Here is a 23605-nt window from a genome sequence, read left to right on the forward strand (position 1 = left end):
CACGCCGCCGTAGCCCTTGCGCGCTGCGGCGTTACCCTGTGGATAACCTATCCTTCGGGGAACAAGGAGTCGAAACGTGAAACCAGTAGTGATTAAACGGGACGGTTGTCAGGTCTCTTTTGACGAGGCACGTATTGGGCAGGCTATCGAACGGGCCGCGCTGGCCGTCGGGGTTGTCGATGCCGATTACTGCGCAACCGTGGCCCGCGTGGTCGCTCAACAGATGGCGCAACAGCCGCGCGTGGATATCCATGACATTCAGCAGGCGGTGGAAAATCAGCTGATGGCCGGCGAATACAAGCAGCTGGCGCGCGCCTATATCGAATATCGCCACGATCGCGACGTAGCCCGCGAGCTGCGCGGGCGGCTGAACCAGGAGATCCGCGGCCTGGTCGAACAAAGCAATATGGCCTTGCTGAACGAGAACGCCAATAAAGACAGCAAGGTGATCCCCACCCAGCGCGATCTGCTGGCCGGGATCGTCGCCAAACACTACGCCAAGCAGCACATTCTGCCGCGCGACGTGGTGCTGGCGCATGAGCGCGGCGAGATCCACTACCACGATCTCGACTATTCGCCGTTCTTCCCGATGTTCAACTGCATGCTGATCGATCTGAAAGGCATGCTGACCAACGGCTTCAAGATGGGCAATGCCGAGATCGAACCGCCGAAATCGATCTCCACCGCCACCGCCGTGACCGCCCAAATTATCGCGCAGGTGGCCAGCCATATTTATGGCGGTACCACCATTAACCGCATCGACGAGATCCTCGCGCCCTTCGTCAGCGAAAGCTTCGAAAAACACCGCCAGGTGGCCGAACAGTGGAAAATCCCGGACGCGCAGGGCTATGCGATGGCGCGCACCGAGAAAGAGTGTTACGACGCCTTCCAGTCGCTGGAATACGAGGTCAACACCCTGCACACCGCCAACGGCCAAACGCCGTTCGTCACCTTCGGCTTCGGCCTGGGCACCTGTTGGGAATCGAGGCTGATTCAGCGTTCAATCCTGAAAAACCGTATCGCCGGGCTGGGCAAGAACCGCAAGACGGCGGTATTCCCCAAACTGGTGTTCGCCATCCGCGACGGCCTGAACCACCAGTACGGCGACCCGAATTACGACATCAAACAGCTGGCGCTGGAATGCGCCAGCAAGCGCATGTACCCGGATATTCTCAATTACGATCAGGTGGTGAAGGTCACCGGCTCGTTCAAGACACCGATGGGCTGCCGCAGCTTCCTCGGCACCTACGAGGAAGGTGGCGAACTGGTGCACGACGGCCGCAATAATATCGGCGTGATCAGCCTGAACCTGCCGCGTATCGCGCTGGAAGCGGCCGGCGACGAGACGCGTTTCTGGCGTCTGCTGGACCAGCGGCTGCTGCTGGCGAAAAAGGCGCTGATGACGCGTATCGCGCGCCTGGAAGGCATCAAGGCGCGTGTTGCCCCGATCCTGTATATGGAAGGTGCCTGCGGCGTACGGCTGAAGGCGGACGACAATATCGCCGACATCTTCAAAAATGGCCGCGCGTCGATCTCGCTGGGCTATATCGGCCTGCATGAAACCATCAACGCACTGTTCGGCAACGGCACTCACGTTTACGACAATGCCGCGCTGCGCGCCAAAGCGGTCGCCATCGTTGAACGCCTGCGCACCGCGACCGACAGTTGGAAAGAAGAGACCGGCTACGGTTTTAGCCTGTACAGCACGCCAAGCGAGAACCTGTGCGATCGCTTCTGCCGGCTGGACACCGCCGATTTCGGCGTGGTGCCGGGCGTGACCGACAAAGGTTATTACACCAACAGCTTCCATCTCGACGTGGAGAAAAAGGTCAATCCGTACGACAAACTGGACTTTGAGGCGCCCTATCCCCCCTTGGCCAACGGCGGTTTCATCTGTTACGGCGAATACCCCAACCTGCAACACAATTTAAAAGCGCTGGAAGACGTGTGGGATTACAGCTACAGCCGCGTGCCTTATTACGGCACCAACACGCCGATAGATGAGTGCTACGAGTGCGGCTTTACCGGTGAATTCGCCTGTACCAGCAAGGGCTTTACCTGCCCGAAATGCGGCAATCACGAGCCGTCCAAGGTGTCGGTCACCCGCCGGGTGTGCGGCTACCTCGGCAGCCCGGATGCCAGGCCGTTCAACGCCGGCAAGCAGGAAGAGGTGAAGCGCCGGGTGAAACACCTCGGCAATGGGCAGCTCGGCTGAAAAGCGCCGTGCAGCCTATGCAGAAGCCTGTTCATCAGGCGTGATTGTCGCAGCCAGTTTGTCTTCGGCCAGCGCGCACAAACCGGAGCGTACACGCAGTACGTGAGGATTTGCAGCACTGCCCGGAGGCAAAATGGCCAGTAAAATAGCCTGATGGGCAGGCCTCACATGAATTATCACCAGTACTACCCTATCGATGTGGTCAACGGCCCCGGTACCCGCTGCACGCTGTTTGTCGCCGGTTGTGTGCACCAATGCGTCGGCTGTTACAACAAAAGTACCTGGCGGCTGAACTCCGGCCAGCCTTTTACTCAGGAAATGGAAGACCGGCTGATTGCCGATCTCAACGATGCACGCATTCCGCGTCAGGGGTTGTCGCTGTCCGGTGGCGATCCACTGCACCCGGCCAACGTCCCGTCGATTTTGCAACTGGTGAAACGGGTACGCGCCGAGTGCCCCGGCAAGGATATCTGGCTATGGACCGGCTACAGGCTGGCGGAGCTGGATTCGCAGCAGATGCAGGTGGTGGACAGGATTAACGTATTGATTGACGGCAAGTTTGTGCAGGATCTGAAAGACCCGGCGCTGATCTGGCGCGGCAGCGCTAACCAGGTGGTGCATAAGCTGCGTTGACCCAACAACACACGGCTCAACATGTATTAGCCCAGACTCGACCTGACACAACTACAGCATAAAGCCAATCTAGCAGGCGGGTCTGTGTCGGGAGCGGGCAATGGTGCCTTAAAATGTAGTTGCTGACTCTCTCTATCTTCTTCATAGTCAATTTCATAGAAATAACAATTTTAAGTTTATGCAAACTGTACGAGGTATTTATGAGTAAAGTTGTTATTTTTGATTTGGATAAGACTCTCTTGTCTGGCGATTCTACCAAAGCTTGGATGTTGATGAGGTTTAAGTCCGGGAAGTTAAGGTTCTTGTGTGCGGCCATCTTGGCCCCCATAGCTCTGGTTTTTCTGAAATCCAAGAAATTCAAATTAATTGGTGCAAACATGCTATTATTTGTCGCATCTTTCAGGATGAATGAAAGAGAAATGATAGACAGTTTCTCTTCGTTTTCATCTAAAATTAGAGATGGGAAAATAAATAGTGTCAGGTGGTTTGATGATGGATTTAAGGAGATTTTAAAACATTTAAAAGAAGGCCGGCGAGTTATAATTGCCACTGCTGCACCTGAGTTGCTAGCATCTAAAATTCTAGATGCTGTAAATCTTAATGTTGAAGTCATAGGAACCCCGTTATCCAAAGGTTTATTTGGTGGTTGGATTGGAGGTGCCCACTGCAGGAATGAAGAGAAAGTGAGAAGAATAAAGGGTACAGGAGTGTCAACAAAATGGCATGCAGCCTACACCGATGATTTTAATGATGATTACCCTATCCTTTTGAATAGTGAAAATCCTTATTTGATTAACTCTACATGCAAAAAAGAATACGTTATGATAAATCTTAAACTACTTAATTGGTCATAAGGTGTTTATAACTGGGTGTAAGTGACATTCTAAATATCTCGCTAATATCGAGATTCAACCTATATGCAGGTTGAACTATTTCAAAGTAGATTTCCACTTTCCGCTCTTAGCGAAATACAAGCTACGCGCTTGTCTGTTTTGTATCGGATGCGGTCATTCTAAAAATCATAAGCTGTACGGCTATTCAACTTCAAATATTTCATATTCACGAGCGATAGTGCTGGTTTCATTTCCCCACACTGAAGCTTTGGTTCTATTCTGATGAGCATCGAAGGTAGCCTGATCTTTGAATAGTTCTTCAACTTTCCAGATCAGAGGATCCGTTGTTTCAGTGACTTCAAAAGAAATACATCCAGATTCCTCTTTTGTAAGTCTCTTATGCTCAGGAAGATACTGGCGAACAAGATCTGCCTCATAGACGCTTGTGCATACTAAACGACCGGTCAATTTAATCATTCTAATCCCTTTCTTAGGTTGAGGCTTTATCTGTTTTCCTGTCGATAAAATTTATACCAAACAGCTAAAAGTAAAGTAAATAGGAATATCCGCTCCTCGCTCAAAGCCGACTGCCAGATACCGCAGAAACTGTCAGTTCAGCTCCGAGCGAGTACAACCCAACGTTATCATCGATAACGAGTCCTGATTTTCGCTTTGAATATAGCCATTCTTTTTTCCACATCCGAATGGCTTACATCAACCCCATCCCCACCAGACCCGTTGCGATCCCGCACAACACCACCAGCAATGCGGTCAGGCACAGCGCTTTGGCGGAGAAGACTTTGTTCAGCATCAGCAATGAAGGCAGGCTGACCGCCGGCAGGGTCATCAGCAGCGCCAGCGCCGGGCCGGTGCCCATGCCCGCCAGCATCATGGTCTGCACAATCGGGATTTCCGCGGCGGTGGGGATCACGAACAGGCAACCGGCGATCGCCAGGGCGATAATCCACAGCAGGCTATTGTCTATCGCCCCATCGGCGTGCGGGAACAGCCACACACGCGCCGCACCCAGCGCCAGCACCGCCACAATGTAAACGGGAATAGTCGCCCAAAACAGCGCCCACAGCGCTTTCAACCAGCGACCGAGAAACGGCCGATCCTCGCTTCTCACCTGCGGCACCGCCGGCGGTTGCAGCGCGGCCGGCTGCGGATCCCTGGCGGTGACCCGTTGTACCAGCCAGGCGACGCCCAGCACCATAATCACCCCAGCCACCAGCCGAATAGCGGCAAACGGCCAGCCGAGCACAAAGCCCATAAAAATTAAGGTTGCTGGATTCAACACCGGGTTGCTCAACCAGAACGCCATCGCCGCGCCGCTGGAGACCGACTGACGCCGCAGCCCGGCGGCCACCGGTGCAGCACAGCAGGTACACATCATACCCGGCAGCGCGATCGCAGCGCCCAGCAGAGTGCCGGAGAAACGCGGGTGGCCCAGGGTGCGTAGCAGCCAGTCGCGTGGGATCAGCACTTGCACCAGCGATCCCAGCAACACGCCGAGCACCGCCGCCTTCCACACCGCAGTGAAATACACCAGCGCATAGTGCCAGGCCGCCAGCCACGGGCTGCTGTCGGTATTGGCCAGAATCGATTTGCCGATGGAGTGCGTGTCCGCCGCCAAAAAGGCTTTGCCGTAATAAGGCTGCCATTTGACGTAGTAGAGGCCGATAGCCACCACCAGCAAGAACAGGATCGGTTTCCACAGCGGCCAGGCGCGGGAAGTATTTTCAGAAGCGGTTAAAGGTTGCGGCATAGGGGTGGCTCAGGTCAGTGCATCGATAACGCCAGCTTAGCGCGCCGCCGGCCCCTGCGCATCATCGGCCTGTCCAAAATAGTTCATCTGTTCGCCACCGGCGCGTAACGCGATTGTCATCTGGCGGCGGCAACATAATGCCAACTTGAAAGCCACAGGGCATACCCGTCACCTTTAAAGCCGTAGCGTTGTTAGCTGCACTCACTCATCCCAGTGACTTACTAAAGTAAGCGCCTGGTGATAAGCGAGCTGGCCGCCTAGCTGCAATTTGAAAGTCATAGGGTAAGCACCAGTACTGTAAGAAATCCTGATAAATCATAAAGTTTAATGGGTATCCGGCACGCCGAGGTTTTTATTATGATGGACTTATCTAGACATCCGACCAGTTTTCCTACCCGTTACCAGCAGATCGCCGCGCAGCTGGAACAAGAGTTACGCACCCAATACCGCTGTGGCGACTATCTGCCTTCCGAGCAACAGTTGGCGGATCGCTACCAGGTCAATCGCCATACCCTGCGCCGCGCAGTGGATCAGCTGGTGGATCGCGGCTGGCTGCAGCGCCGGCACGGCATCGGCATATTGGTGCTGATGCGCCCCTATGACTACCCGCTGCATGCCAATACCCGCTTTAGCCAGAACCTGTTCGAGCAGGGCAGCCACCCCACCAGTGAGCGCTTACTCGCTGTGTTACGCCCGTGCAATGGGCATATCGCCAGCGCGCTATCGCGTGAAGAAGGCGAAACGGTGATCCACCTGCGCACCCTGCGCCGGGTCAACGGCGTGCCGATGAGCCTGATCGACCATTATCTGCCCGATCTGGACTGGTGGCCGGCCTTGCAACAGTTCCACAGCGGCTCCCTGCACGAGTTTATCGAACAGCATATTCACCAGCCGCTGACCCGCAGCCAGACGCGAATCAGCGCCCGCCGGGCCCAGGCCAAAGAGAGCCGGCTGCTTGAGATAGCTACCCACGCGCCGCTGCTGTGCGTGCGCACTCTGAACGTCTGCACCGGCAGAGACAACGTGGCGGAATACTCCGTCAGCCTGGCGCGCGCCGACATGATTGAACTGACGATGGAGCACTAAATGCAAGCCTTACAGCCGAGACAACGCTGGATGTCGGTACTGGCGCACAGCCAACCGGCCCAGCTGCGCAGCCACTGGCAGGCGCTGAACCTCAGCCCGCGCTACCAAAGCATTCGCGCGCCGGAGATTGGCCTGGCGCAACTGCAAGGGCGCATGGGCGCCACCGGCCGCCGCTTTGTGCTGGGCGACATGACCGTCACCCGTGCGGTGGTGCAACTGGAAAACGGCGGCTATGGCTACAGCTATATCGCCGGGCGCGACAAGGCGCATGCCGAACTCTGCGCGCTGGCGGACGCCCTGCTGCAACAGCCGGATCAAACCGAATTGCTGCAACAGCGGTTGATTGAACCGCTGGCCGCGCTGCTGCACGAACAACGCCAGCTGCGTGCCCGCTCTGTCGCCTCCAGCCGGGTCGACTTCTTTACGCTGGTGCGGGGGGATTAATCGATGAGCCTGTTAACCGGATTTGAACAGCCGATAGACCAATCGCAGCACGCTTTTCGCCTGATTCTCAAGGCATTAAGCGAACCTGGCTATACCGTCACGCTGCAAGGCGGCCCGGTCTGGGGCGCTCTGAACGCCGCCAGCACCGCCGCGTTGCTGACGCTGGCGGATCAGGAAACCCCGATCCAGCTGTGTGAAGCCTTTAAAAGTGAGCAAGTGCTAACAAACATACGTTTCCACAGCGGTGCGCCCTTGGCGGCACAGCCTGAAGAAGTCTGTTTTGCCCTGTTCGATACACAGTTGCAGGCCGCCGATTTACTGGCGCTGCCGCACGGCAGTGAAATCTCGCCGGAATTCGGCGCCACGGTCATCGTGCAGCTCAATGGGCTGGAACAAGGCACCCCGCTGCGCCTGACCGGCCCCGGCATTGAGCGCCAACGCCAGGTTTCACCGCAGTTGCCGCCGGCGCTGCTGGATTTTCTCATTAACCGCCCGCTGCGCTTTCCGCTGGGGCTGGATATTTTGCTGACCTGCGGCGATCGCCTGCTGGCGCTGCCGCGGACCACCCGCGTGGAGGTGTGCTGATGTACGTAGCCGTTAAAGGGGGCGAAAAAGCCATTGAGGCCGCCCATCAGTTACAGGAACAGCTGCGGCGCGGCGACGACGGCGTGCCGGCGCTCGGCACCCAGCAGATTGAACAGCAACTGGGGCTGGCGGTGGATCGGGTGATGACCGAAGGCGGCATTTACGATCCCGAACTGGCCGCGCTGGCCATCAAGCAGGCGAGCGGCGATCTGGTCGAGGCGATTTTCCTGCTGCGTGCCTACCGCACCACCTTGCCGCGTCTGGCGGTCAGCGAACCGCTGGCGACCGAAAACATGCGGCTGGAACGCCGTATCTCGGCGGTTTACAAGGATTTACCCGGCGGGCAGGTGCTGGGCCCAACCTACGATTACACCCACCGGCTGCTGGATTTTGCCCTGCTGGCGGAAGGTGAAACACCGCGCGCGCCGCAGGCCGACGAACCGCTGCCGGAAAATTGCGCCCACGTGTTTGATTTGCTCAGCCAACAACAATTGGCGCTGGCGGAACAAGACGACGGCAGCGTGCCGGACGACATCACCCGCAACCCGCCGGTTTACCCTTGTTCACGCTCGGCGCGGCTGCAACAGCTGGTGCGCGGTGACGAAGGTTTCCTGCTGGCACTGAGCTATTCCACCCAGCGCGGCTACGGCCGTACCCACCCGTTCGCCGGCGAGATCCGGACCGGCTACGTTTCGCTGGAGATCGTGCCTGAAGAGCTGGGTTTCGCGGTAGATATCGGCGAAATCCTGCTGACCGAATGTGAAATGGTCAACGGCTTTGTCGACCCGGAAGACCGGCCGCCGCACTTCACCCGCGGTTATGGCCTGGTGTTTGGCCGCGCCGAGCGTAAAGCGATGAGCATGGCGCTGGTGGACCGCGCACTGCAAAGCCCCGAGTACCAGGAAGGCGTCGCCAGCCCGGCGCAGGATGAAGAGTTCGTGCTGGCCCATGCCGACAACGTCGAAGCCGCCGGCTTCGTTTCCCACCTCAAACTGCCGCACTACGTTGACTTCCAGGCCGAGCTGGAGCTGCTCAAGCGCCTGCGGCAGGAGTTCAGCGAGCGTCAGGAGGCCCGCAATGAGTGAAGTATTGACCGGCTATAACCTTGGCTATCTCGACGAACAAACCAAACGCATGATCCGTCGCGCCATCCTTAAAGCCGTGGCGATCCCCGGCTATCAGGTGCCGTTCGGCGGCCGCGAGATGCCGATGCCTTACGGCTGGGGCACCGGCGGCATTCAGCTGACCGCCAGCGTGATTGGCCGCGCCGACGTGCTGAAGGTGATTGACCAGGGCGCCGACGACACCACCAACGCGGTGTCCATTCGCCGCTTCTTCCAGCGCGTTGCCGGGGTAGCCACCACCGAACGCACGCCGGAAGCCACGCTGATCCAGACCCGGCACCGCATTCCGGAAACGGCGCTGCACGAAGACCAGATCCTGATTTATCAGGTGCCGATCCCGGAACCGCTGCGCTTTATCGAACCGCGCGAAACCGAGACCCGCAAAATGCACGCGCTGGAAGAGTACGGCGTGATGCAGGTGAAGTTGTACGAGGACATTGCGCGCTACGGCCATATCGCCACCACCTACGCCTATCCGGTGAAGGTCAACGATCGTTACGTGATGGACCCTTCGCCGATCCCGAAATTCGACAACCCGAAAATGCACATGATGCCGGCGCTGCAACTGTTCGGCGCCGGGCGCGAGAAGCGCATCTACGCCCTGCCACCGTTCACCAAGGTGGAAAGCCTGGACTTCGACGACCATCCGTTCAGCGTGCAAAAGTGGGATGAACCCTGCGCGCTGTGCGGCTCGCGCCACAGCTATCTGGATGAGGTGGTGCTCGACGACCAGGGCAACCGCATGTTCGTCTGCTCAGACACCGACTACTGCCGGCAGCAGCTGGCGCAACCTTCGCAAGAGGCGCAGCACTGATGATTTCCCAACCCCTGAGCACCACGCCGCTGTTGTCGGTGGCCAACCTCACCCATTTGTACGCGCCGGGCAAAGGTTTTAGCGACGTCTCTTTCGATATCTACCCCGGCGAAGTGCTGGGCATCGTCGGCGAGTCCGGCTCCGGTAAAACCACGCTGCTGAAATCCATCTCCGCACGGCTGGCGCCGCAGCACGGGCAGATCCTCTATCGCCCGCAGGCCGGGCAACAGCACGACCTGTACGCGATGGCGGAGAGCGATCGCCGCCGCCTTCTGCGCACCGACTGGGGCGTAGTGCATCAGCACCCGCTCGACGGGCTGCGGCCCAAAGTATCCGCCGGTGGCAACATCGGCGAACGGCTGATGGCCATCGGCCAGCGTCACTACGGCGACATCCGCCGCCAGGCTGCCCAGTGGCTGGAGGACGTGGAGATCCCGGTGTCGCGCCTTGACGATCTGCCGACCACCTTCTCCGGCGGCATGCAGCAGCGGCTGCAAATCGCCCGCAATCTGGTGACCCACCCGAAACTGGTGTTCATGGACGAGCCGACCGGCGGGCTGGACGTCTCGGTGCAGGCGCGGTTGCTCGATCTGCTGCGCAATCTGGTGGTGGAAATGCAGTTGGCGGCGGTGATCGTCACCCACGATCTGGGCGTGGCGCGCCTGCTGGCGCACCGGCTGCTGGTGATGAAAGAGGGCCAGGTAGTGGAAAGTGGCCTGACCGACCGGGTGCTGGACGATCCGCACCATCCTTATACCCAGCTGCTGGTTTCTTCGGTGCTGTCGTAACACTAGGGGATAACAATGACGATTCAAATCCGGGTTGAACACCTCAGCAAAACCTTCGTGCTCCACCAGCAGCACGGCACGCGCCTGCCGGTGCTGCATGACGCCAACATGACGGTCAGCAGCGGCGAATGCGTGGTGCTGCATGGCCACTCCGGCAGCGGTAAATCCACCCTGCTGCGCTCGCTGTATGCCAACTACCTGCCCGACAGCGGCCATATCTGGGTCAATCATCAGGGCGAATGGCTGGACATGGTGCAGGCCGAGGCGCGCCAGATCCTGGCGGTCCGCCGCCACACCCTCGGCTGGGTCAGCCAGTTTCTGCGGGTGATCCCACGCATCAGCGCGCTGGACGTGGTGATGCAACCGCTGTTGGAACAGGGCGTCGACCGTGCCGAATGCCGCGAGCGCGCCGAGACGCTGCTCAACCAGCTCAACGTGCCGCAGCGCCTGTGGCAGTTGGCGCCCTCGACCTTCTCCGGCGGTGAACAGCAGCGGGTGAATATCGCACGCGGCTTTATTGTCGACTACCCGATTTTGCTGCTCGACGAACCCACGGCGTCACTCGACAGCCGCAACAGCGCGGCGGTGGTCGGCCTGATAGAACAGGCCAAACAGCGCGGCGCAGCGATCGTCGGCATTTTCCATGACGAAGGCGTTCGCCAACAGGTCGCCGACCGGTTATACGACATGCAAGCGCCCCAGGCGCTGGAGATCTTCTGATGATCATCAATAACGTGAAACTGGTGCTGGCAGACCAGATTGTCGAGGGTTCGCTGGAGATTAACGACGGCGTGATCCGCAGCTTCGCCGATACGCCGAGCCAGCTGCCGCAGGCGCTGAACGGTGAAGGCGGCTGGCTGCTGCCGGGGTTGATTGAGTTGCACACCGACAATCTGGACAAGTTTTTCACCCCGCGGCCCAACGTCGACTGGCCGGCGCATTCGGCAATGAGCAGCCATGATGCGCTGATGGTCGCCAACGGCATCACCACGGTGCTGGACGCAGTGGCGATCGGCGATGTGCGCGACGGCGGCCACCGGCTGGAGAACCTGCAAAAAATGATCGACGCGGTGATCCACAGCCAGCGCGCCGGGGTCAACCGCGCCGAGCACCGGCTGCACCTGCGCTGCGAGCTGCCGAACGAGAGCACCCTGTCGCTGTTCGAACAGTTGATGGACAAACCGGGGGTATCGCTGGTGTCGCTGATGGACCATTCGCCGGGCCAGCGCCAGTTCGCCTCGCGTGAAAAATACCGTGAGTATTATCAGGGCAAATATCATCTCAATGACCAACAGATGAGCGAGTACGAAGAGCAGCAGATCGGGCTTTCCGCCCGCTGGGCCACGCCGAACCGCGAGGCGATCGCCGCCCACTGCCGGGTGCGTAAAATTTCCCTCGCCAGCCACGACGACGCCACTGCCGAACACGTGGCCGAGTCCTGCGCGCTGGGCAGCGCGATTGCCGAGTTCCCGACCACCGAGGACGCAGCCCGCGCCTCGCACCGGCAGGGGTTGCAGGTCCTGATGGGCGCACCGAACATCGTGCGCGGCGGATCCCATTCCGGCAACGTGGCGGCGCACCATCTGGCGGCGCTGGGGGTGTTGGATATTCTGTCTTCCGACTATTACCCGGCCAGCCTGCTGGATGCGGCATTCCGCATCGCAGCCGACGAACGTAACGGCTACGGCCTGCCGCAAGCGGTGCAGATGATCACCAGCAACCCGGCGAAGGCGCTGGATCTGCACGATCGCGGCTCCATCGCCGAGGGGCTGCGGGCGGATCTGGTGTTGGCGCGGCCGCACGGCGAGCACATCTACGTGCAGAACGTCTGGCGCCAGGGCAAGCAGGTGTTCTGATGGCGCAGCTTATCTATTTGATGGGGCCTTCCGGCTCCGGCAAAGACAGCCTGCTTGCGCAGCTTAGGGCCGATGCCGACAGTGCGCCGCTGGTGGCGCACCGTTATATCACCCGGCCGGCGGATGCCGGCTGTGAAAACCATATTGCGCTCAGCGAGCCTGAGTTTCTGCGCCGCCGCGCCAAGGGACTGTTCGCTCTCGACTGGCAGGCGCACCAGCACCATTACGCGTTTGGGATCGAGGTGGATCTTTGGCTGTTGCAAGGGATCGACGTGGTGGTCAACGGTTCGCGCGCCCATCTGCCGCAGGCGCAGCAGCGCTACGGTGCGCAGCTGTTGCCGGTCTGCCTGCAGGTCAGCACCGACGTGCTGCGCCAACGCCTGCAAAACCGTGGACGTGAAGACGCCGCGCAAATCGAACAACGGCTGGCGCGGGCGGCAGAGTACCAGCAAAAACTGCCCGCCGGTTGCCGCCTGCTGGCGAACGATGGCGACCTGCAAGACACCCTGACGGCGCTGCTGGCGCTGTTACCGGCTTCAACCAAACACCCCCAGGACGCCACGCAATGAACGACTTTGCACAACCGAGAATCGGCGACAACGTGATCCTTAACCGCACCCGGCTCGGCCAGTACGTACATGTGGCCGACGATGCGATCCTCGAAGAAGTGGAAATGGGCGACTATTCTTATACCGCCGGGCACAACCAGATTTTTTACGCCACCCTCGGCAAGTTTGTGTCGATCGCCTCTTACGCACGCATCAATCCCGGCAACCACCCAACCTACCAGCGCATCGCCCAGCACCACTTCACCTATCGCGCTTCCGAGTACGGTCTGGGGGAAGATGACGAGGCTTTCTTCGACTGGCGGCGCGAGCACCACGTCACCGTCGGCCACGACGTGTGGATCGGCCATAACGCCATCCTGATGCCCGGTGTGAGCGTCGGCAACGGCGCGGTGATCGGCAGCGCGGCGGTAGTGACCAAAAACGTCGAACCTTATGCGATCGTCGCCGGCGTGGCGGCTAAAAAGATCGGCATGCGCTTTGACGATGCCTTGATTGAACGCATCGAACGCAGCCAATGGTGGCACTGGGATCATCAGACATTGCAGGAACGACTGGCGGATTTCCGCGATATCAACGCCTTTGCGGAGAAGTATCTTTAAGCGGGGAGGAAGTATGCAATTGACGTTTCTCGGCACCGGCGGTGCCCAGCAGATCCCGGTTTTCGGTTGCGATTGCCTGGTGTGCCAGCGGGCGCGGCGCGAACCGGCATTCCGGCGACGGCCATGCAGTGCGATGCTCAAATTTCAGGGGGAAACGACCTTGCTGGATGCGGGATTGCCGTCGCTGGAACGGCGCTTTTCGGCGGGGGAAATTCAACGTTTTTTACTGACACATTACCACATGGATCACGTTCAGGGGTTATTTCCTTTGCGCTGGGGGTGCGGAAATTTCATTCCGGTGTACGGCCCGGCGGATGAACAAGGCTGCGACGATCTGTTTAAACACCCCGGTATTCTGGCGTTTCAACCGCCGTTAACCCCCTTCGAGACGGTTGAACTAGGTGGGCTGCATATCACCCCGCTGCCGTTGCAACATTCCAAACCGACGTTGGGTTATCTGGTCCAGGCAGAAGGCTACGCGCTGGCCTATCTGACGGATACCGTCGGCCTACCGCCGGACACCGAGGCTTTCCTGCGCAAAATAACGCTGGATCTGCTGGTGCTCGATTGCAGCCTGCCGCCACAACCCCAGGCGCCGCGCAATCATAACGATCTGACCCGCGCTCAGGAAACACAACAACGTTTGCAGCCAGGCCGCACGCTGCTGACGCATATCAGCCATCATCTCGATTTATGGCTGATGGACAACGAACTGCCGCCGGGCATGGAACTGGCTTTCGATAATCTCAGTGTACGTTGCCATAACGATGCAACCGATCGGACTCCAGCACCGTAACGCCGCTGCCGGGGCTGAACGCCTGCTCCAGCAGAGTCTGCGCCACGTCTTTGGCGGCAACCGAGCGCCACTTGCCCGGTAACAGTTTGAACAGCGGTGCGGTGAGCCGCTCCATCAAGCGCGGCGACGGGCGATTGCCCAACAGCATTGAGGGGCGCACCAGCGTCAGGCGTGGCCAGTTCTGCTCACGCAGCGCCTGCTCCATTTCGCCTTTGGTACGGTTGTAGAGGAATGACGAACGCGGGTTAGCCCCCACGGCGCTGACGACCAAACAATGCTGCGCCCCCAACCGCCGCCCGGTTAGCGCGCTTTCGACGACTAACTGATAATCGACATAGCGGAAATTGGCATCGCTGCCGGCCGCTTTACGGGTAGTGCCCAGACAGCAGAAAATAATATCGACTGGAGACTGTAGGCCGCTCAGCAACGCGAACAGATCCTCACCCACGGGGTTATCTGTTTTTTCGTTTGCGGACAGCGGTTGACGCGTCGGTGCCACAATCGCCGTCACCTGCGGATCGCCTTGCAACTGTTGCAACAGCTCGCTGCCCACCAGCCCGGTGGACCCTACGATTAATACCCGTGCCATAAACTCTCCCACCGATGGATGACTCTGAAAAAGTATAGTGTGTTGTACTCAGGCCCGCGTCCAATGCAGTTTCTTACCAAATCCAAGAGTATTGTCGGTCATCTTCACTTCCTGCAAATTCAGCTGCCACACCGGCGCTTTCATCACTTTGGCAATCGGGAACCGCTTGCAGTAACGGGCGCGCGCCAGCGCCTCTTCATCACCGCTCAGCATCACCGCCTCAGCGCTGTACTGCACGCCGCGGATCAGCGCGATGGTCTTTGGCTTCGGCGCAATAGTGCCCACGACACGGGCATTTTGCAGCATCAGCTCGCCGTGGCGGGTGTGGGTTTCGGTCATCAACCACAACGCCATCTGCTCGGCGTCAAACACGTAAAAACAGTTGGCGCACCACATGTCCAGGCCGTTGCCGGCGCACAGCGTCAGCACATGCTGCTTGCCGATAAAATGAGTAATAAGCTGCTGTTGTTCAAGATTGTTCACATCACTTCTCCCCTTCAGTGGCGCTATCTTATATCGATTATGGAAGGGCTGCAGCGTCGACAAAAACAACAAAGCCATCAACTCGGCGTATCAAGTTGATGGCTTTGAAATTGTGTATAACTCGACAACCTCAGGATACTGCCGAGTGAGACACAAGTTAACGCATTGCATTATTATTTATTATGGGTGGTGACCTGGATCATCAATATCGAGACATTCACCATTTGGGAAACAAATTATATTTTCTTTATGCTCTACACGGTCAAACTTAGAGAGCTCAACAGCAAAAGCAGAACCGTTAGCGGCTAACAGTAAAGCGCCTATCAGAAAGTATTTCATAGTAACTCCATTTAATTGAGTGATTAATTAACTTGCTCTCATGCCCTGAGAGTGAAATCAATTTATTACCTTGTAATTTAATCCTCAATAAAAAAATCATTAAATTAATTAGAGTTAATGCTTTTAATTAAACAATCATATCTTATTTTTCATTAAATTACATAAATATCATAAACTTAAATAAATTCACACATATAAAAACAAACCTTATCTTACCTTGTTTTTCAGGTTTATTTTAAATAACAATGCCACCAAAAAAGACTGCCAAGTTTATTTTAGTTTATATGAGATTTAATAATCTTGCTAATTAATAAATAGCCATGGAATTTAATGCATTGTCTGTCGTAACCTTGATCTTTTCAAGCCACAGTATAAATACGTTAAACTTAATGAAAGATAGCAAAATGCAATTACATTTCCATCGGTTTTGAAACGACCTTTACGGCAGTACACTATTGGTTAGGCAACAACTAAATTGACAAGGAAAAGTTATGGATACGGTTGAGGAACTGGGCGGGACATACTTTTATAGAGGAATTTCAAATCTTTCAGCGGGGGAGCTCTTCTTTTGGGTTTTCCTTGACGCCGTAAATGAGCAATGCGGGGCATCCGATATTGCAGCTGCAGCCAGCATCATTATTGGGCAACCAACCCGCCCAACAAGAGGGAAGTTCGCCGGAGCGACCAAAGGTACATCGATAGCCTCAGAAACAGCCAGACGCTATTTAAATATCGAACTCCCTTTTCGTCTCCCTACGTTCACCAATGCCAGTATCAAAACCCTAAAGCCAAAATTTGTGAATAATCTGGGTGCTTTTGTTGGCCGCACTGTTCCAGTACTCGGGTGGGCGATTCTTATGTACGATGTTTCTTCCATCGCATTTAAAGCTACAGCGACTTACAATCGGATAGCCAGAGGAAACGATAAAATATGGTAACCGACGAAGATATTTTAATGTTCTTTCGGGAACAACTGCCCAAAGTCACTACTCTGTGGCTTAAGCCTGTTCTACTTGAACCCGATGACGTCTTGCAAGAGTTTGCAGAGATCGAAGATTTAGCTTTAGCCATAGACAAATATTCCACTCAATTCCATCTTGATGTTTCAGAGTTAAATATCGAGGATTATTACCCGTGGGAAATTTCATGGTTTTTCCGTAAATGGTTCATAGCAAGACCTGTAAAGCAGTCTAAAAAACCGCTAACCGTCAGAATGTTTGCTGAATCCGCAAAAGCTGGCCGTTGGTTGTATTAGGTCGGTAAACGCCGCGCCTTTACTCGATATGCCTTCCATGTAGAGAACACAGGTGGATCCCCCAACCCCAGATTTTTCTGCGATTCTGTTTGTGCTACCGCGCCTGAGTCGGCGATCTCAGAAAGATTGTTTTTAATGGACAGAACATCGGATTCCACCGGCAAAGCAGTGAACATGAGACATCTCTGCAAGGAGTGGGGAAATATTTTCTAAGCTGCCTATACGGCAGTGCACCGTTGAAGATTAGCGCTAATCAGCTGATTATTGAAGAGTAACACCAGGATTCCCCCAAAAAGGCTTTTTTCAGCCTGCCCATTCAGCATGTTTAAAATCAACAAGTTAAAACATGTCGAAAAAAAAGGGTTCAGCGGCAGCCTGACGTTGCCTATAGTAACGCTCAACTCTCAACTGGGGCCCAATGATGGACATTCCAACCTGGCACCTCTACATGCTGCGTTTGCCGAACGGCATGCTGTATACCGGCATCACCACCGACGTAGCGCGGCGGCTTGCACAGCATCAGGCGGGCAAAGGCGCCAAGGCGTTGCGGGGAAAGGGGGAGCTGACTCTGGCGTTTCACTGCCGGGTGGGGGATCGCTCGACGGCGCTGAGGCTGGAATATCGGGTAAAGCAGCTGAGCAAAATACAAAAAGAGCGGTTGGTAAGTCACCCGCCGCCCTCATTGGATTATTTACTGCCGAGCGCTGAGGTTAAAACCGGTTAAACGGCTCGGAGTATTCCACCGCCCCGCTCACGTCGTTCAGCGCGTCTTCCGCCAGCGGATAAACCTGGAACGCGGCTTCGGCACCCGGCCAGCGGCAACGCAGGCCATAGGCAGCGGCCGGTTTAAAGCCGAAACGGCCGTAGTAAGCCGGATCGCCCAGCACCACCACGGCGGCGTAACTGAACTCGTTCAGGGAATCCAGCCCTTCGTAAATCAGCTTTTCACCCAGCCCCTGGCGACGCAGGCTTTCATCCACCGCCAGCGGCGCCAGGCCGACCCACTGCCGGTCTTCTCCGGCGACATCAACCGGGCTGAACGCGGCATAACCCACCACGCCACCTTCGTCGTCGGTGGCGACAATGCCCAGGGTCAGCAGGCCGTCTTCGCGCAGTTGCTGCACCAGATCTGCCTCGTCATCTCGCCCAAAGGCGCGGCGCAGCAGGGCATCAATCCCCGCCGCGTCTACCGGAATTTCTACGCGAATCAGCATGCTACCGGCACACGGGAAGTCTGCGCCGTGCCCTCCTGCAATCCTGCTTCCACAAATTCAGCCAGTTGCAGCAGGCCAATGCGCAACGGCGCAGGCATGGCTTCAAGCTCGATGGCGTCCATCAGATTTTTTACATACAGGCCCAATTCGGTGTCCCCTTCAATCTGCAGCCGACGCTGAAAGAACAGCGTATCGGGATCTTGCTTACGCGCTGCGATCAGAATCAGATCGTTGGCGTCGCCGCTGAAGCTGACATCAGCTTCGGCGTGGTGGCTGACAACCAGTTTGTCGTTTTCTACCGTCATAAACCAGTGTAGTGCCAGATCGCGAACTTCGATCTTCAACCAGCGCGATTCGAGAAAAGCCAAATCGCCATCCGCCAGCGCCTGGCGGAATTGCCAGCCCAGCACCTGTTCCAGAAGCTGCCGCTGCAAGGCAAACGGCGTGAATTTTAGCGGTACGCGCAGCAGCGACGGCCCTTGGCGCACAATGCGTGCTCGTAGTTGTTCCAACACTGTCGTTCACTCCTTTCAACACAGACTAGCGCTATTTTGCCACATCGGCGCGCACCTGAAGCGGTCTATATCAACAAATAGTGCATTTGGCCGCCGGCTTTATCAATACGCCAGAAGCTGCCTCAAATCAAAACCTGTTCGCCGCGCTTTCACTAAAATTGCTTCCCCGATGGGCGCTTGCCGGTTGAATACCGCCGCCGACAGCCCTTGTTAACCAGGATAAATCTATGGAGCTGCTTTGTCCCGCCGGTAACCTTCCGGCCCTGAAAGCCGCGGTGGATAACGGCGCAGACGCCGTGTACATCGGCCTGAAAGACGATACCAACGCGCGCCACTTTGCCGGCCTCAACTTCACCGAGAAAAAGCTGCAGGAAGCGGTCGAGTACGTGCACCGGCACCGCCGCAAACTGCATATCGCCATCAACACCTTCGCCCACCCGGACGGCTATGGCCGCTGGCAACGGGCGGTGGACATGGCGGCGCAACTGGGTGCGGACGTGCTGATCCTGGCCGATTTGGCGATGCTGGAATACGCTGCCGAACGTTATCCGCAGCTGGAACGCCATGTCTCGGTGCAGGCTTCCGCCACCAACGAAGAGGCGATCCGTTTCTATCAGCGCCATTTTGACGTCAGCCGGGTCGTGCTGCCGCGCGTGCTGTCGATGCATCAGGTCAAACAGCTGGCGCGCACCAGCCCGGTGCCGCTGGAGGTGTTCGCTTTCGGCAGCCTGTGCATCATGGCCGAAGGGCGCTGCTACCTCTCTTCCTACCTGACCGGCGAATCGCCGAATACCGCCGGCGCCTGCTCCCCGGCGCGCTACGTGCGCTGGCAGAAAACCGCACAGGGCATGGAGTCGCGTCTGAACGACGTGCTGATCGACCGTTATCAGGACGATGAAAACGCCAGCTATCCGACGCTGTGCAAAGGGCGTTATCGGGTGGACGGCGTGCGTTATCACGCGCTGGAAGAGCCCACCAGCCTGAACACGCTGGAGCTGTTGCCGGAGCTGCTGGCCGCCAATATCGCTTCGGTGAAGATTGAAGGGCGCCAGCGCAGCCCGGCCTATGTCAGCCAGGTGGCGCGCATCTGGCGCCAGGCGATAGACCGCTGCCAGGCCGACCCGGCCGCCTACCGGGCAGACGCAGGCTGGATGGAGGCCCTCGGCGCGATGTCCGAAGGCACGCAGACCACGCTCGGCGCCTATCACCGCAAATGGCAGTAGCAGGAGAAACCATGAAATACGCATTAGGCTCGGTGCTGTACTACTGGCCGAAAACCGAGATTGAGGAGTTCTACCGGCAGGCGGTGAACAGCAGCGCGGAGATTATTTACCTCGGCGAAAGCGTCTGCACCAAGCGGCGCGAAATGAAGGTGGGCGACTGGCTGACGCTGGCGCAGGAGATCGCCCGCAGCGGCAAGCAGGTGGTGATTTCCACCCTGGCGTTGCTGCAAGCGCCGTCAGAGCTGAACGAACTGAAACGCTATGTGGAGAACGGCGAGTTTCTGATTGAAGCCAACGATCTGGGCACGGTGAACATGGCGGCGGAGCGCGGCCTGCCGTTCGTCGCCGGGCATGCGCTCAACTGCTACAACGCCTACACCCTGCGCCTGCTGCACCGCCAGGGCATGGTTCGCTGGTGCATGCCGGTCGAGCTTTCGCGCGACTGGCTGGCCAATCTGCTGGCGCAATGCGACGAGCTGGGTTTCCGCCATCAGTTCGAAGTGGAAGTCTTGAGTTATGGCCACCTGCCGCTGGCCTATTCAGCACGCTGCTTCACCGCTCGTTCGGAGAACCGTGGCAAGGACGAATGCGAAACCTGCTGCATCCGCTACCCGCAAGGGCGGATGATGCGTTCGCAGGAAGAACAGCAGGTGTTTGTACTCAACGGCATCCAGACGATGAGCGGCTACTGCTATAACCTCGGCAATGAGTTGCAAAGCATGCAGGGGCTGGTGGATATCGTGCGCCTTTCACCGCAGAGCGCAGAAACGCTGGCGCTGATCGACAGCTTCCGCGCTAACGAACAGGGTGCACAACCGCTGGTTTTGGCCGATAAAGCCGACTGCAACGGCTACTGGCGCCGGGTAGCGGGGTTGGAACTGGTGCGGTAGCGGGATAAATCAAAAGGATGCCGACAACTTTTCTGCTGTCGGTATCTTATTGCTTCTCGTTAAATCGCATTACTTTCCGTTGTACCAATGATAAAAACTCACGCACATCAGGCAAAAACTTCTGACACCCAACCCCATAAAAACAGCAATAGCCGCATTCGCTACGTGTTCTCTTGGAGAACCAGCGAGTAATAATGGGTGATAAAGCAACTGCATGGTTATCATCAGCCCGATAAAAGTAGCAAAAGACTTGGCGAGCTTTCCTGGCCCCATAGTCAGCACCTATTCTTAAAACTTTAAAAGTAATATAAATGAGTAATTACCAGCGGCACTGACCATTTACGCTATTAGCGTTTCTATTGCCATCCAATGCACCTTTATTATCACTGTTATTCTTTGACTGCCTATTTATATCACAACCAACAACCCCGGTTAAGGCGCCAGCGAAAGCCATGCCAAGCATCCCAGGCGGGCCGCCAGGCATACCCGTAAATGCCCCAATAATCATGTAGGCACCTGTTTTGTTTGCGCAGGTATCAGGCGCACCGCGGTCGGTTCTGTCACGGTCACCGCCGTTATTTCCATCCCCGCAACCGCCAATCAACTTCATCTCGTCTAACGTCAATTCCCTTATTGTTGACATAATATTTTTCCCTTTAATAAATGATTTAATATGTTCAATTAACATTAATCGAAGATTTATTAACTGCAAACCACCACACGATCAACAAACAATAATTATCAGCAACAATAAACAAAGTCAAATTAAATCAATATTAATCAAAAACGTTAATTGTAGATTTAAATTATTTAATTAAAACGAACCAATAATAATTAAAATAATAAAGACGTCGGGTCCGGCGCCTTTATTGATTCACTCTTCCGCCGTTTGTGGAAGATTCTGCTCACAAATCCCACGCCGCAACCCAACAGGCTGTTAATGCTCTGCAACCGCAGAATCTGAAACCTCATCGCTTCGTTCAGAATTTAAGCATTGATTAATTCATTTGAATGAATTAATTTCAAACTTCCCTGACACGCAACAAGGAGTCACACCATGTTGATACCGCCAAAATCGTTATCCCGTACCGAACGTGACCGCCGCTGGCAACTGGCACGCGACATTATTCAGACAGAGAACCTGGCAGCCCTGATCGTGTATGGCGATCGAGAGGCCGCCGCACCCGCCGGTTTCGCACCGGATTGTTATTTCACCAACGACCGCCCCGGCTCTATCGTGGTGTTTATCGGCGATGAACCTCCGCGGGTTTACACTTTCGCCTCACTGATGGTGGCCGATCATCTTCAGGCATCATTGCGCGGTGACTTGCAGTGGATCGACGCGGAGCAGCTGTTTGTCGGCAAAACCGGCCCCGACGTCGGTGCCTGGCTGGCCAGCCGCCGGTTGGAGGGAACGCGCATCGGCATTATCGGGCTAGAACCCTATCCGCCGTTCTACTTTGACGGCGCCATGCCCGCTCGTACCTTTCAAGGGCTGGCCGATGCCCTCCCTACGGTAACCTGGGTCCCGGTATACCGTGAATTCTTCCGGCGTGCGTCGGTAAAAAGTGAAGAAGAACTCGCCTTGGTGCGCTATGCCGCGCACATCGGCGAAACGATGTGTGAGGCTCTCCGAGCCACGGCACGGCCTGGCGTTTCCGAAGCGGATCTGGTGGCGGCGGTGACCGCAACCTGCTTTTCGATGGGCGGTTACACCGCCGAGCTATTGCTGGGTTCCGGACCCGAATATGTCGGCTGGGGGCCACCGGCCTGGCAATACCGCGCACAGGCGCCACGGGTGTTGCAGGAAGGCGATCTCGTGCTGTCGGAGATCTTCGCGCTGTACGGTATGATGGAAACACAGCACCAGGCTGCTGTCGCCATCGGCGACGTGCACCCGGAGATATTGCGCGCCGCCGAGGTGGCCAGGGCGAGCTATGAAGCAGGGTTGCAAACGCTACGCACGGGCAATACCTTCGGCGATGTAGTCGATGCCATGGAGCAGCCGTTATTGGCCTCTGGGGGCTGGCATGTACATCCCTTGGTCCATAGCATCAACCCTTATGGCCCAGTAGGCTTCGGGACGGCACCTGGCATAGAATCCTTGCCCGAGGCGGCTCGCTACGCGCAGCTCAAACGGTTGCCGACCGTAGGGCGCGATCTTCCGCTGCAGGCGGGCATGTGCTTCGCCTTCGAGCCTAATTGCGCCTTCGGTCGGCACATGGCCAACATCGGCGGAACGGTATTGGTCGGGGACTCGGGCGGTGTGGCGCTTAATGAAAACTCTACGTGGTTGATGCAGGCAGACGGCTAGGCAAACCTATTACCAGGAGATGATGAATCCATGCAAGATCAGGACAGGCTCAGTGAACGAGCCCGCGAAACCCAGGAGCGGCTTATTCGGGCTGGATTGAGCCTGTTCAGCAAACAGGGGCTGGAAGGCGTACGCACCCGGCAGTTGGCCGACGAAGCGGGCGTGAATCAGTCCGCCATTCCGTACCATTTTGGCGGCAAAGAAGGTGTGTATTTAGCGGTACTTGAACACGTTGCCAACGGCATCGTTGAACACCTGGCATTGCCTCGTCTTTTGACAAACTCACCATCGCCGGCAGCAGCTTTGCAAACACTGATGCAGGATTTCGTCCGTGCCTTGCTGGGGTCTGAAACCTCGACAGCAAGCAGTCTGCTATTAGCGCGCGAACAACTCCAGCCCAGCGCTGAGTTCGATGCCTTGTATTCGCGCCTGTTCTTGCCGCTGCATCAGGCCGTTAGCGAGTTAGTCGCGGCGATCCGCGGTGAAGACCCGGGCCTGCGGGAAAATATTCTGTGCGCTCACGCCATCCTCGGCCAGGCGTTAGCCTTCTCCGTGGCGCGGGAGGCCCTGCTGCGTCGACTTGGCGAAAAGGCATTGCGGCCGCAACAGGTGGCGCAGATTGCCGGGCTGGTAGGTGTTATGTCGGTCGCCGCAGCACAATACTAAATACGGC

30 protein-coding genes are annotated in these 23605 nt (G+C 56.9%); 21 read left to right on the plus strand and 9 right to left on the minus strand.

Features of this window, described 5'->3' with window-relative positions:
- The first annotated feature begins 76 nt into the window (after positions 1–76).
- From nrdD to SPL01S_RS19565, 3 genes are all read left to right on the plus strand, one after another.
- Complete coding sequence (gene nrdD, locus SPL01S_RS19555; RefSeq protein ID WP_063202352.1) at positions 77–2215, plus strand: anaerobic ribonucleoside-triphosphate reductase; 2139 nt, start codon at positions 77–79, stop codon at positions 2213–2215.
- A gap of 168 nt (positions 2216–2383) precedes the next feature.
- A complete protein-coding gene (gene nrdG, locus SPL01S_RS19560) occupies positions 2384–2848 on the plus strand; it encodes an anaerobic ribonucleoside-triphosphate reductase-activating protein (protein WP_063202354.1) in 465 nt (154 codons plus the stop codon).
- Positions 2849–3048: 200 nt separating this feature from the next.
- A complete protein-coding gene (locus tag SPL01S_RS19565) occupies positions 3049–3702 on the plus strand; it encodes a haloacid dehalogenase-like hydrolase (RefSeq protein WP_063202409.1) in 654 nt (217 codons plus the stop codon).
- A gap of 180 nt (positions 3703–3882) precedes the next feature.
- Here SPL01S_RS19565 and SPL01S_RS19570 read toward each other — a convergent pair whose 3' ends face one another.
- On the minus strand, positions 3883–4158 hold the full coding sequence (locus SPL01S_RS19570) for a putative quinol monooxygenase (protein WP_063202356.1): 276 nt from the start codon (positions 4156–4158) through the stop codon (positions 3883–3885).
- 232 nt (positions 4159–4390) lie between these two features.
- Positions 4391–5449 (minus strand): permease, encoded by a 1059-nt coding sequence (locus SPL01S_RS19575; RefSeq protein ID WP_063202358.1) that lies wholly within the window; start codon positions 5447–5449, stop codon positions 4391–4393.
- A 360-nt stretch (positions 5450–5809) separates the two neighbouring features.
- Between SPL01S_RS19575 and phnF the strand changes: the two genes are divergently transcribed.
- From phnF to phnP, 11 genes are read left to right on the plus strand one after another with little or no spacing between them, the layout of a single operon-like run.
- Complete coding sequence (gene phnF, locus SPL01S_RS19580; protein ID WP_174523968.1) at positions 5810–6535, plus strand: phosphonate metabolism transcriptional regulator PhnF; 726 nt, start codon at positions 5810–5812, stop codon at positions 6533–6535.
- Positions 6536–6979, plus strand: coding sequence for a phosphonate C-P lyase system protein PhnG (gene phnG, locus SPL01S_RS19585; protein WP_006323306.1), 444 nt, complete (start codon positions 6536–6538; stop codon positions 6977–6979).
- 3 nt (positions 6980–6982) lie between these two features.
- A complete protein-coding gene (phnH, locus tag SPL01S_RS19590) occupies positions 6983–7564 on the plus strand; it encodes a phosphonate C-P lyase system protein PhnH (RefSeq protein WP_063202360.1) in 582 nt (193 codons plus the stop codon).
- Positions 7564–8649 carry a carbon-phosphorus lyase complex subunit gene (locus SPL01S_RS19595; RefSeq protein WP_062869357.1) on the plus strand — a complete coding sequence of 362 codons (1086 nt, stop codon included), beginning with the start codon at positions 7564–7566 and terminating at the stop codon, positions 8647–8649. The genes phnH and SPL01S_RS19595 overlap by 1 nt, the downstream gene beginning before the upstream one ends.
- Positions 8642–9502 carry an alpha-D-ribose 1-methylphosphonate 5-phosphate C-P-lyase PhnJ gene (locus tag SPL01S_RS19600; RefSeq protein ID WP_004952938.1) on the plus strand — a complete coding sequence of 287 codons (861 nt, stop codon included), beginning with the start codon at positions 8642–8644 and terminating at the stop codon, positions 9500–9502. Before SPL01S_RS19595 ends, SPL01S_RS19600 begins: the two co-directional genes overlap by 8 nt.
- Complete coding sequence (phnK, locus tag SPL01S_RS19605; protein ID WP_004952936.1) at positions 9502–10290, plus strand: phosphonate C-P lyase system protein PhnK; 789 nt, start codon at positions 9502–9504, stop codon at positions 10288–10290. The genes SPL01S_RS19600 and phnK overlap by 1 nt, the downstream gene beginning before the upstream one ends.
- A 15-nt stretch (positions 10291–10305) precedes the next feature.
- Complete coding sequence (phnL, locus tag SPL01S_RS19610) at positions 10306–11010, plus strand: phosphonate C-P lyase system protein PhnL (RefSeq protein ID WP_004952934.1); 705 nt, start codon at positions 10306–10308, stop codon at positions 11008–11010.
- Positions 11010–12146 carry an alpha-D-ribose 1-methylphosphonate 5-triphosphate diphosphatase gene (gene phnM, locus SPL01S_RS19615; RefSeq protein WP_063202363.1) on the plus strand — a complete coding sequence of 379 codons (1137 nt, stop codon included), beginning with the start codon at positions 11010–11012 and terminating at the stop codon, positions 12144–12146. Before phnL ends, phnM begins: the two co-directional genes overlap by 1 nt.
- Entirely contained in the window at positions 12146–12715 is a 570-nt protein-coding gene (gene phnN / locus SPL01S_RS19620; RefSeq protein ID WP_063202365.1) for a ribose 1,5-bisphosphokinase, read from the plus strand. Before phnM ends, phnN begins: the two co-directional genes overlap by 1 nt.
- Positions 12712–13314 (plus strand): DapH/DapD/GlmU-related protein, encoded by a 603-nt coding sequence (locus SPL01S_RS19625; RefSeq protein ID WP_063202367.1) that lies wholly within the window; start codon positions 12712–12714, stop codon positions 13312–13314. Before phnN ends, SPL01S_RS19625 begins: the two co-directional genes overlap by 4 nt.
- Positions 13315–13327: 13 nt before the next feature.
- Complete coding sequence (gene phnP / locus SPL01S_RS19630) at positions 13328–14110, plus strand: phosphonate metabolism protein PhnP (protein ID WP_063202369.1); 783 nt, start codon at positions 13328–13330, stop codon at positions 14108–14110.
- Here phnP and SPL01S_RS19635 read toward each other — a convergent pair.
- The 3 genes from SPL01S_RS19635 to SPL01S_RS25510 all read right to left on the minus strand — a co-directional run bounded on the left by SPL01S_RS19635 (position 14061) and on the right by SPL01S_RS25510 (position 15521).
- Positions 14061–14699: an NAD(P)H-binding protein gene (locus SPL01S_RS19635; protein ID WP_063202371.1), complete on the minus strand. Its 639-nt coding sequence runs from the start codon at positions 14697–14699 to the stop codon at positions 14061–14063. The genes phnP and SPL01S_RS19635 overlap by 50 nt on opposite strands.
- A gap of 48 nt (positions 14700–14747) precedes the next feature.
- A complete protein-coding gene (locus SPL01S_RS19640; protein ID WP_063202373.1) occupies positions 14748–15182 on the minus strand; it encodes a YhbP family protein in 435 nt (144 codons plus the stop codon).
- A gap of 180 nt (positions 15183–15362) precedes the next feature.
- A complete protein-coding gene (locus SPL01S_RS25510) occupies positions 15363–15521 on the minus strand; it encodes a hypothetical protein (protein ID WP_169800865.1) in 159 nt (52 codons plus the stop codon).
- Positions 15522–16012: 491 nt separating this feature from the next.
- On the opposite strand from SPL01S_RS25510, the gene SPL01S_RS19645 reads away from it, so the two are divergent.
- From SPL01S_RS19645 to SPL01S_RS19655, 3 genes are all read left to right on the plus strand, one after another.
- Positions 16013–16459, plus strand: coding sequence for an STM2901 family protein (locus SPL01S_RS19645; RefSeq protein WP_063202375.1), 447 nt, complete (start codon positions 16013–16015; stop codon positions 16457–16459).
- Positions 16453–16776 carry a DUF1493 family protein gene (locus SPL01S_RS19650; RefSeq protein ID WP_063202377.1) on the plus strand — a complete coding sequence of 108 codons (324 nt, stop codon included), beginning with the start codon at positions 16453–16455 and terminating at the stop codon, positions 16774–16776. Before SPL01S_RS19645 ends, SPL01S_RS19650 begins: the two co-directional genes overlap by 7 nt.
- A 421-nt stretch (positions 16777–17197) precedes the next feature.
- Positions 17198–17500, plus strand: coding sequence for a GIY-YIG nuclease family protein (locus tag SPL01S_RS19655; protein ID WP_062869343.1), 303 nt, complete (start codon positions 17198–17200; stop codon positions 17498–17500).
- On the opposite strand, the gene SPL01S_RS19660 is transcribed toward SPL01S_RS19655, so the two are convergent.
- Together SPL01S_RS19660 and ubiT are read right to left on the minus strand one after the other, a co-directional pair.
- Positions 17487–17990: a GNAT family N-acetyltransferase gene (locus tag SPL01S_RS19660; RefSeq protein WP_062869342.1), complete on the minus strand. Its 504-nt coding sequence runs from the start codon at positions 17988–17990 to the stop codon at positions 17487–17489. The genes SPL01S_RS19655 and SPL01S_RS19660 overlap by 14 nt on opposite strands.
- Entirely contained in the window at positions 17984–18505 is a 522-nt protein-coding gene (gene ubiT / locus SPL01S_RS19665) for a ubiquinone anaerobic biosynthesis accessory factor UbiT (protein WP_062791109.1), read from the minus strand. The genes SPL01S_RS19660 and ubiT overlap by 7 nt, the downstream gene beginning before the upstream one ends.
- A gap of 227 nt (positions 18506–18732) precedes the next feature.
- Between ubiT and ubiU the strand changes: the two genes are divergently transcribed.
- The gene (gene ubiU, locus SPL01S_RS19670; RefSeq protein ID WP_063202379.1) at positions 18733–19728 is read left to right on the plus strand and encodes a ubiquinone anaerobic biosynthesis protein UbiU; all 996 of its coding nucleotides are present in this window, start codon (positions 18733–18735) and stop codon (positions 19726–19728) included.
- Between the two features lie 11 nt (positions 19729–19739).
- Entirely contained in the window at positions 19740–20618 is an 879-nt protein-coding gene (locus SPL01S_RS19675; RefSeq protein ID WP_063202381.1) for a U32 family peptidase, read from the plus strand.
- Positions 20619–20687: 69 nt separating this feature from the next.
- Here the strand turns inward: SPL01S_RS19675 and SPL01S_RS25400 are convergent, their stop codons facing one another.
- Both SPL01S_RS25400 and SPL01S_RS19680 read right to left on the minus strand, forming a co-directional pair.
- Positions 20688–20891 (minus strand): hypothetical protein, encoded by a 204-nt coding sequence (locus SPL01S_RS25400; RefSeq protein ID WP_073972082.1) that lies wholly within the window; start codon positions 20889–20891, stop codon positions 20688–20690.
- Between the two features lie 46 nt (positions 20892–20937).
- On the minus strand, positions 20938–21306 hold the full coding sequence (locus SPL01S_RS19680) for a hypothetical protein (RefSeq protein ID WP_147424923.1): 369 nt from the start codon (positions 21304–21306) through the stop codon (positions 20938–20940).
- Positions 21307–21675: 369 nt separating this feature from the next.
- Here SPL01S_RS19680 and SPL01S_RS19685 point away from each other — a divergent pair, with 369 nt between their 5' ends.
- Positions 21676–22932 carry a M24 family metallopeptidase gene (locus tag SPL01S_RS19685; protein ID WP_063202386.1) on the plus strand — a complete coding sequence of 419 codons (1257 nt, stop codon included), beginning with the start codon at positions 21676–21678 and terminating at the stop codon, positions 22930–22932.
- Positions 22933–22962: 30 nt separating this feature from the next.
- Entirely contained in the window at positions 22963–23598 is a 636-nt protein-coding gene (locus SPL01S_RS19690; protein WP_063202389.1) for a CerR family C-terminal domain-containing protein, read from the plus strand.
- The last annotated feature ends 7 nt before the right edge of the window (positions 23599–23605 follow it).

The sequence above is a fragment of the Serratia plymuthica NBRC 102599 genome, assembly GCF_001590925.1.
GTDB lineage: Bacteria > Pseudomonadota > Gammaproteobacteria > Enterobacterales > Enterobacteriaceae > Serratia > Serratia plymuthica.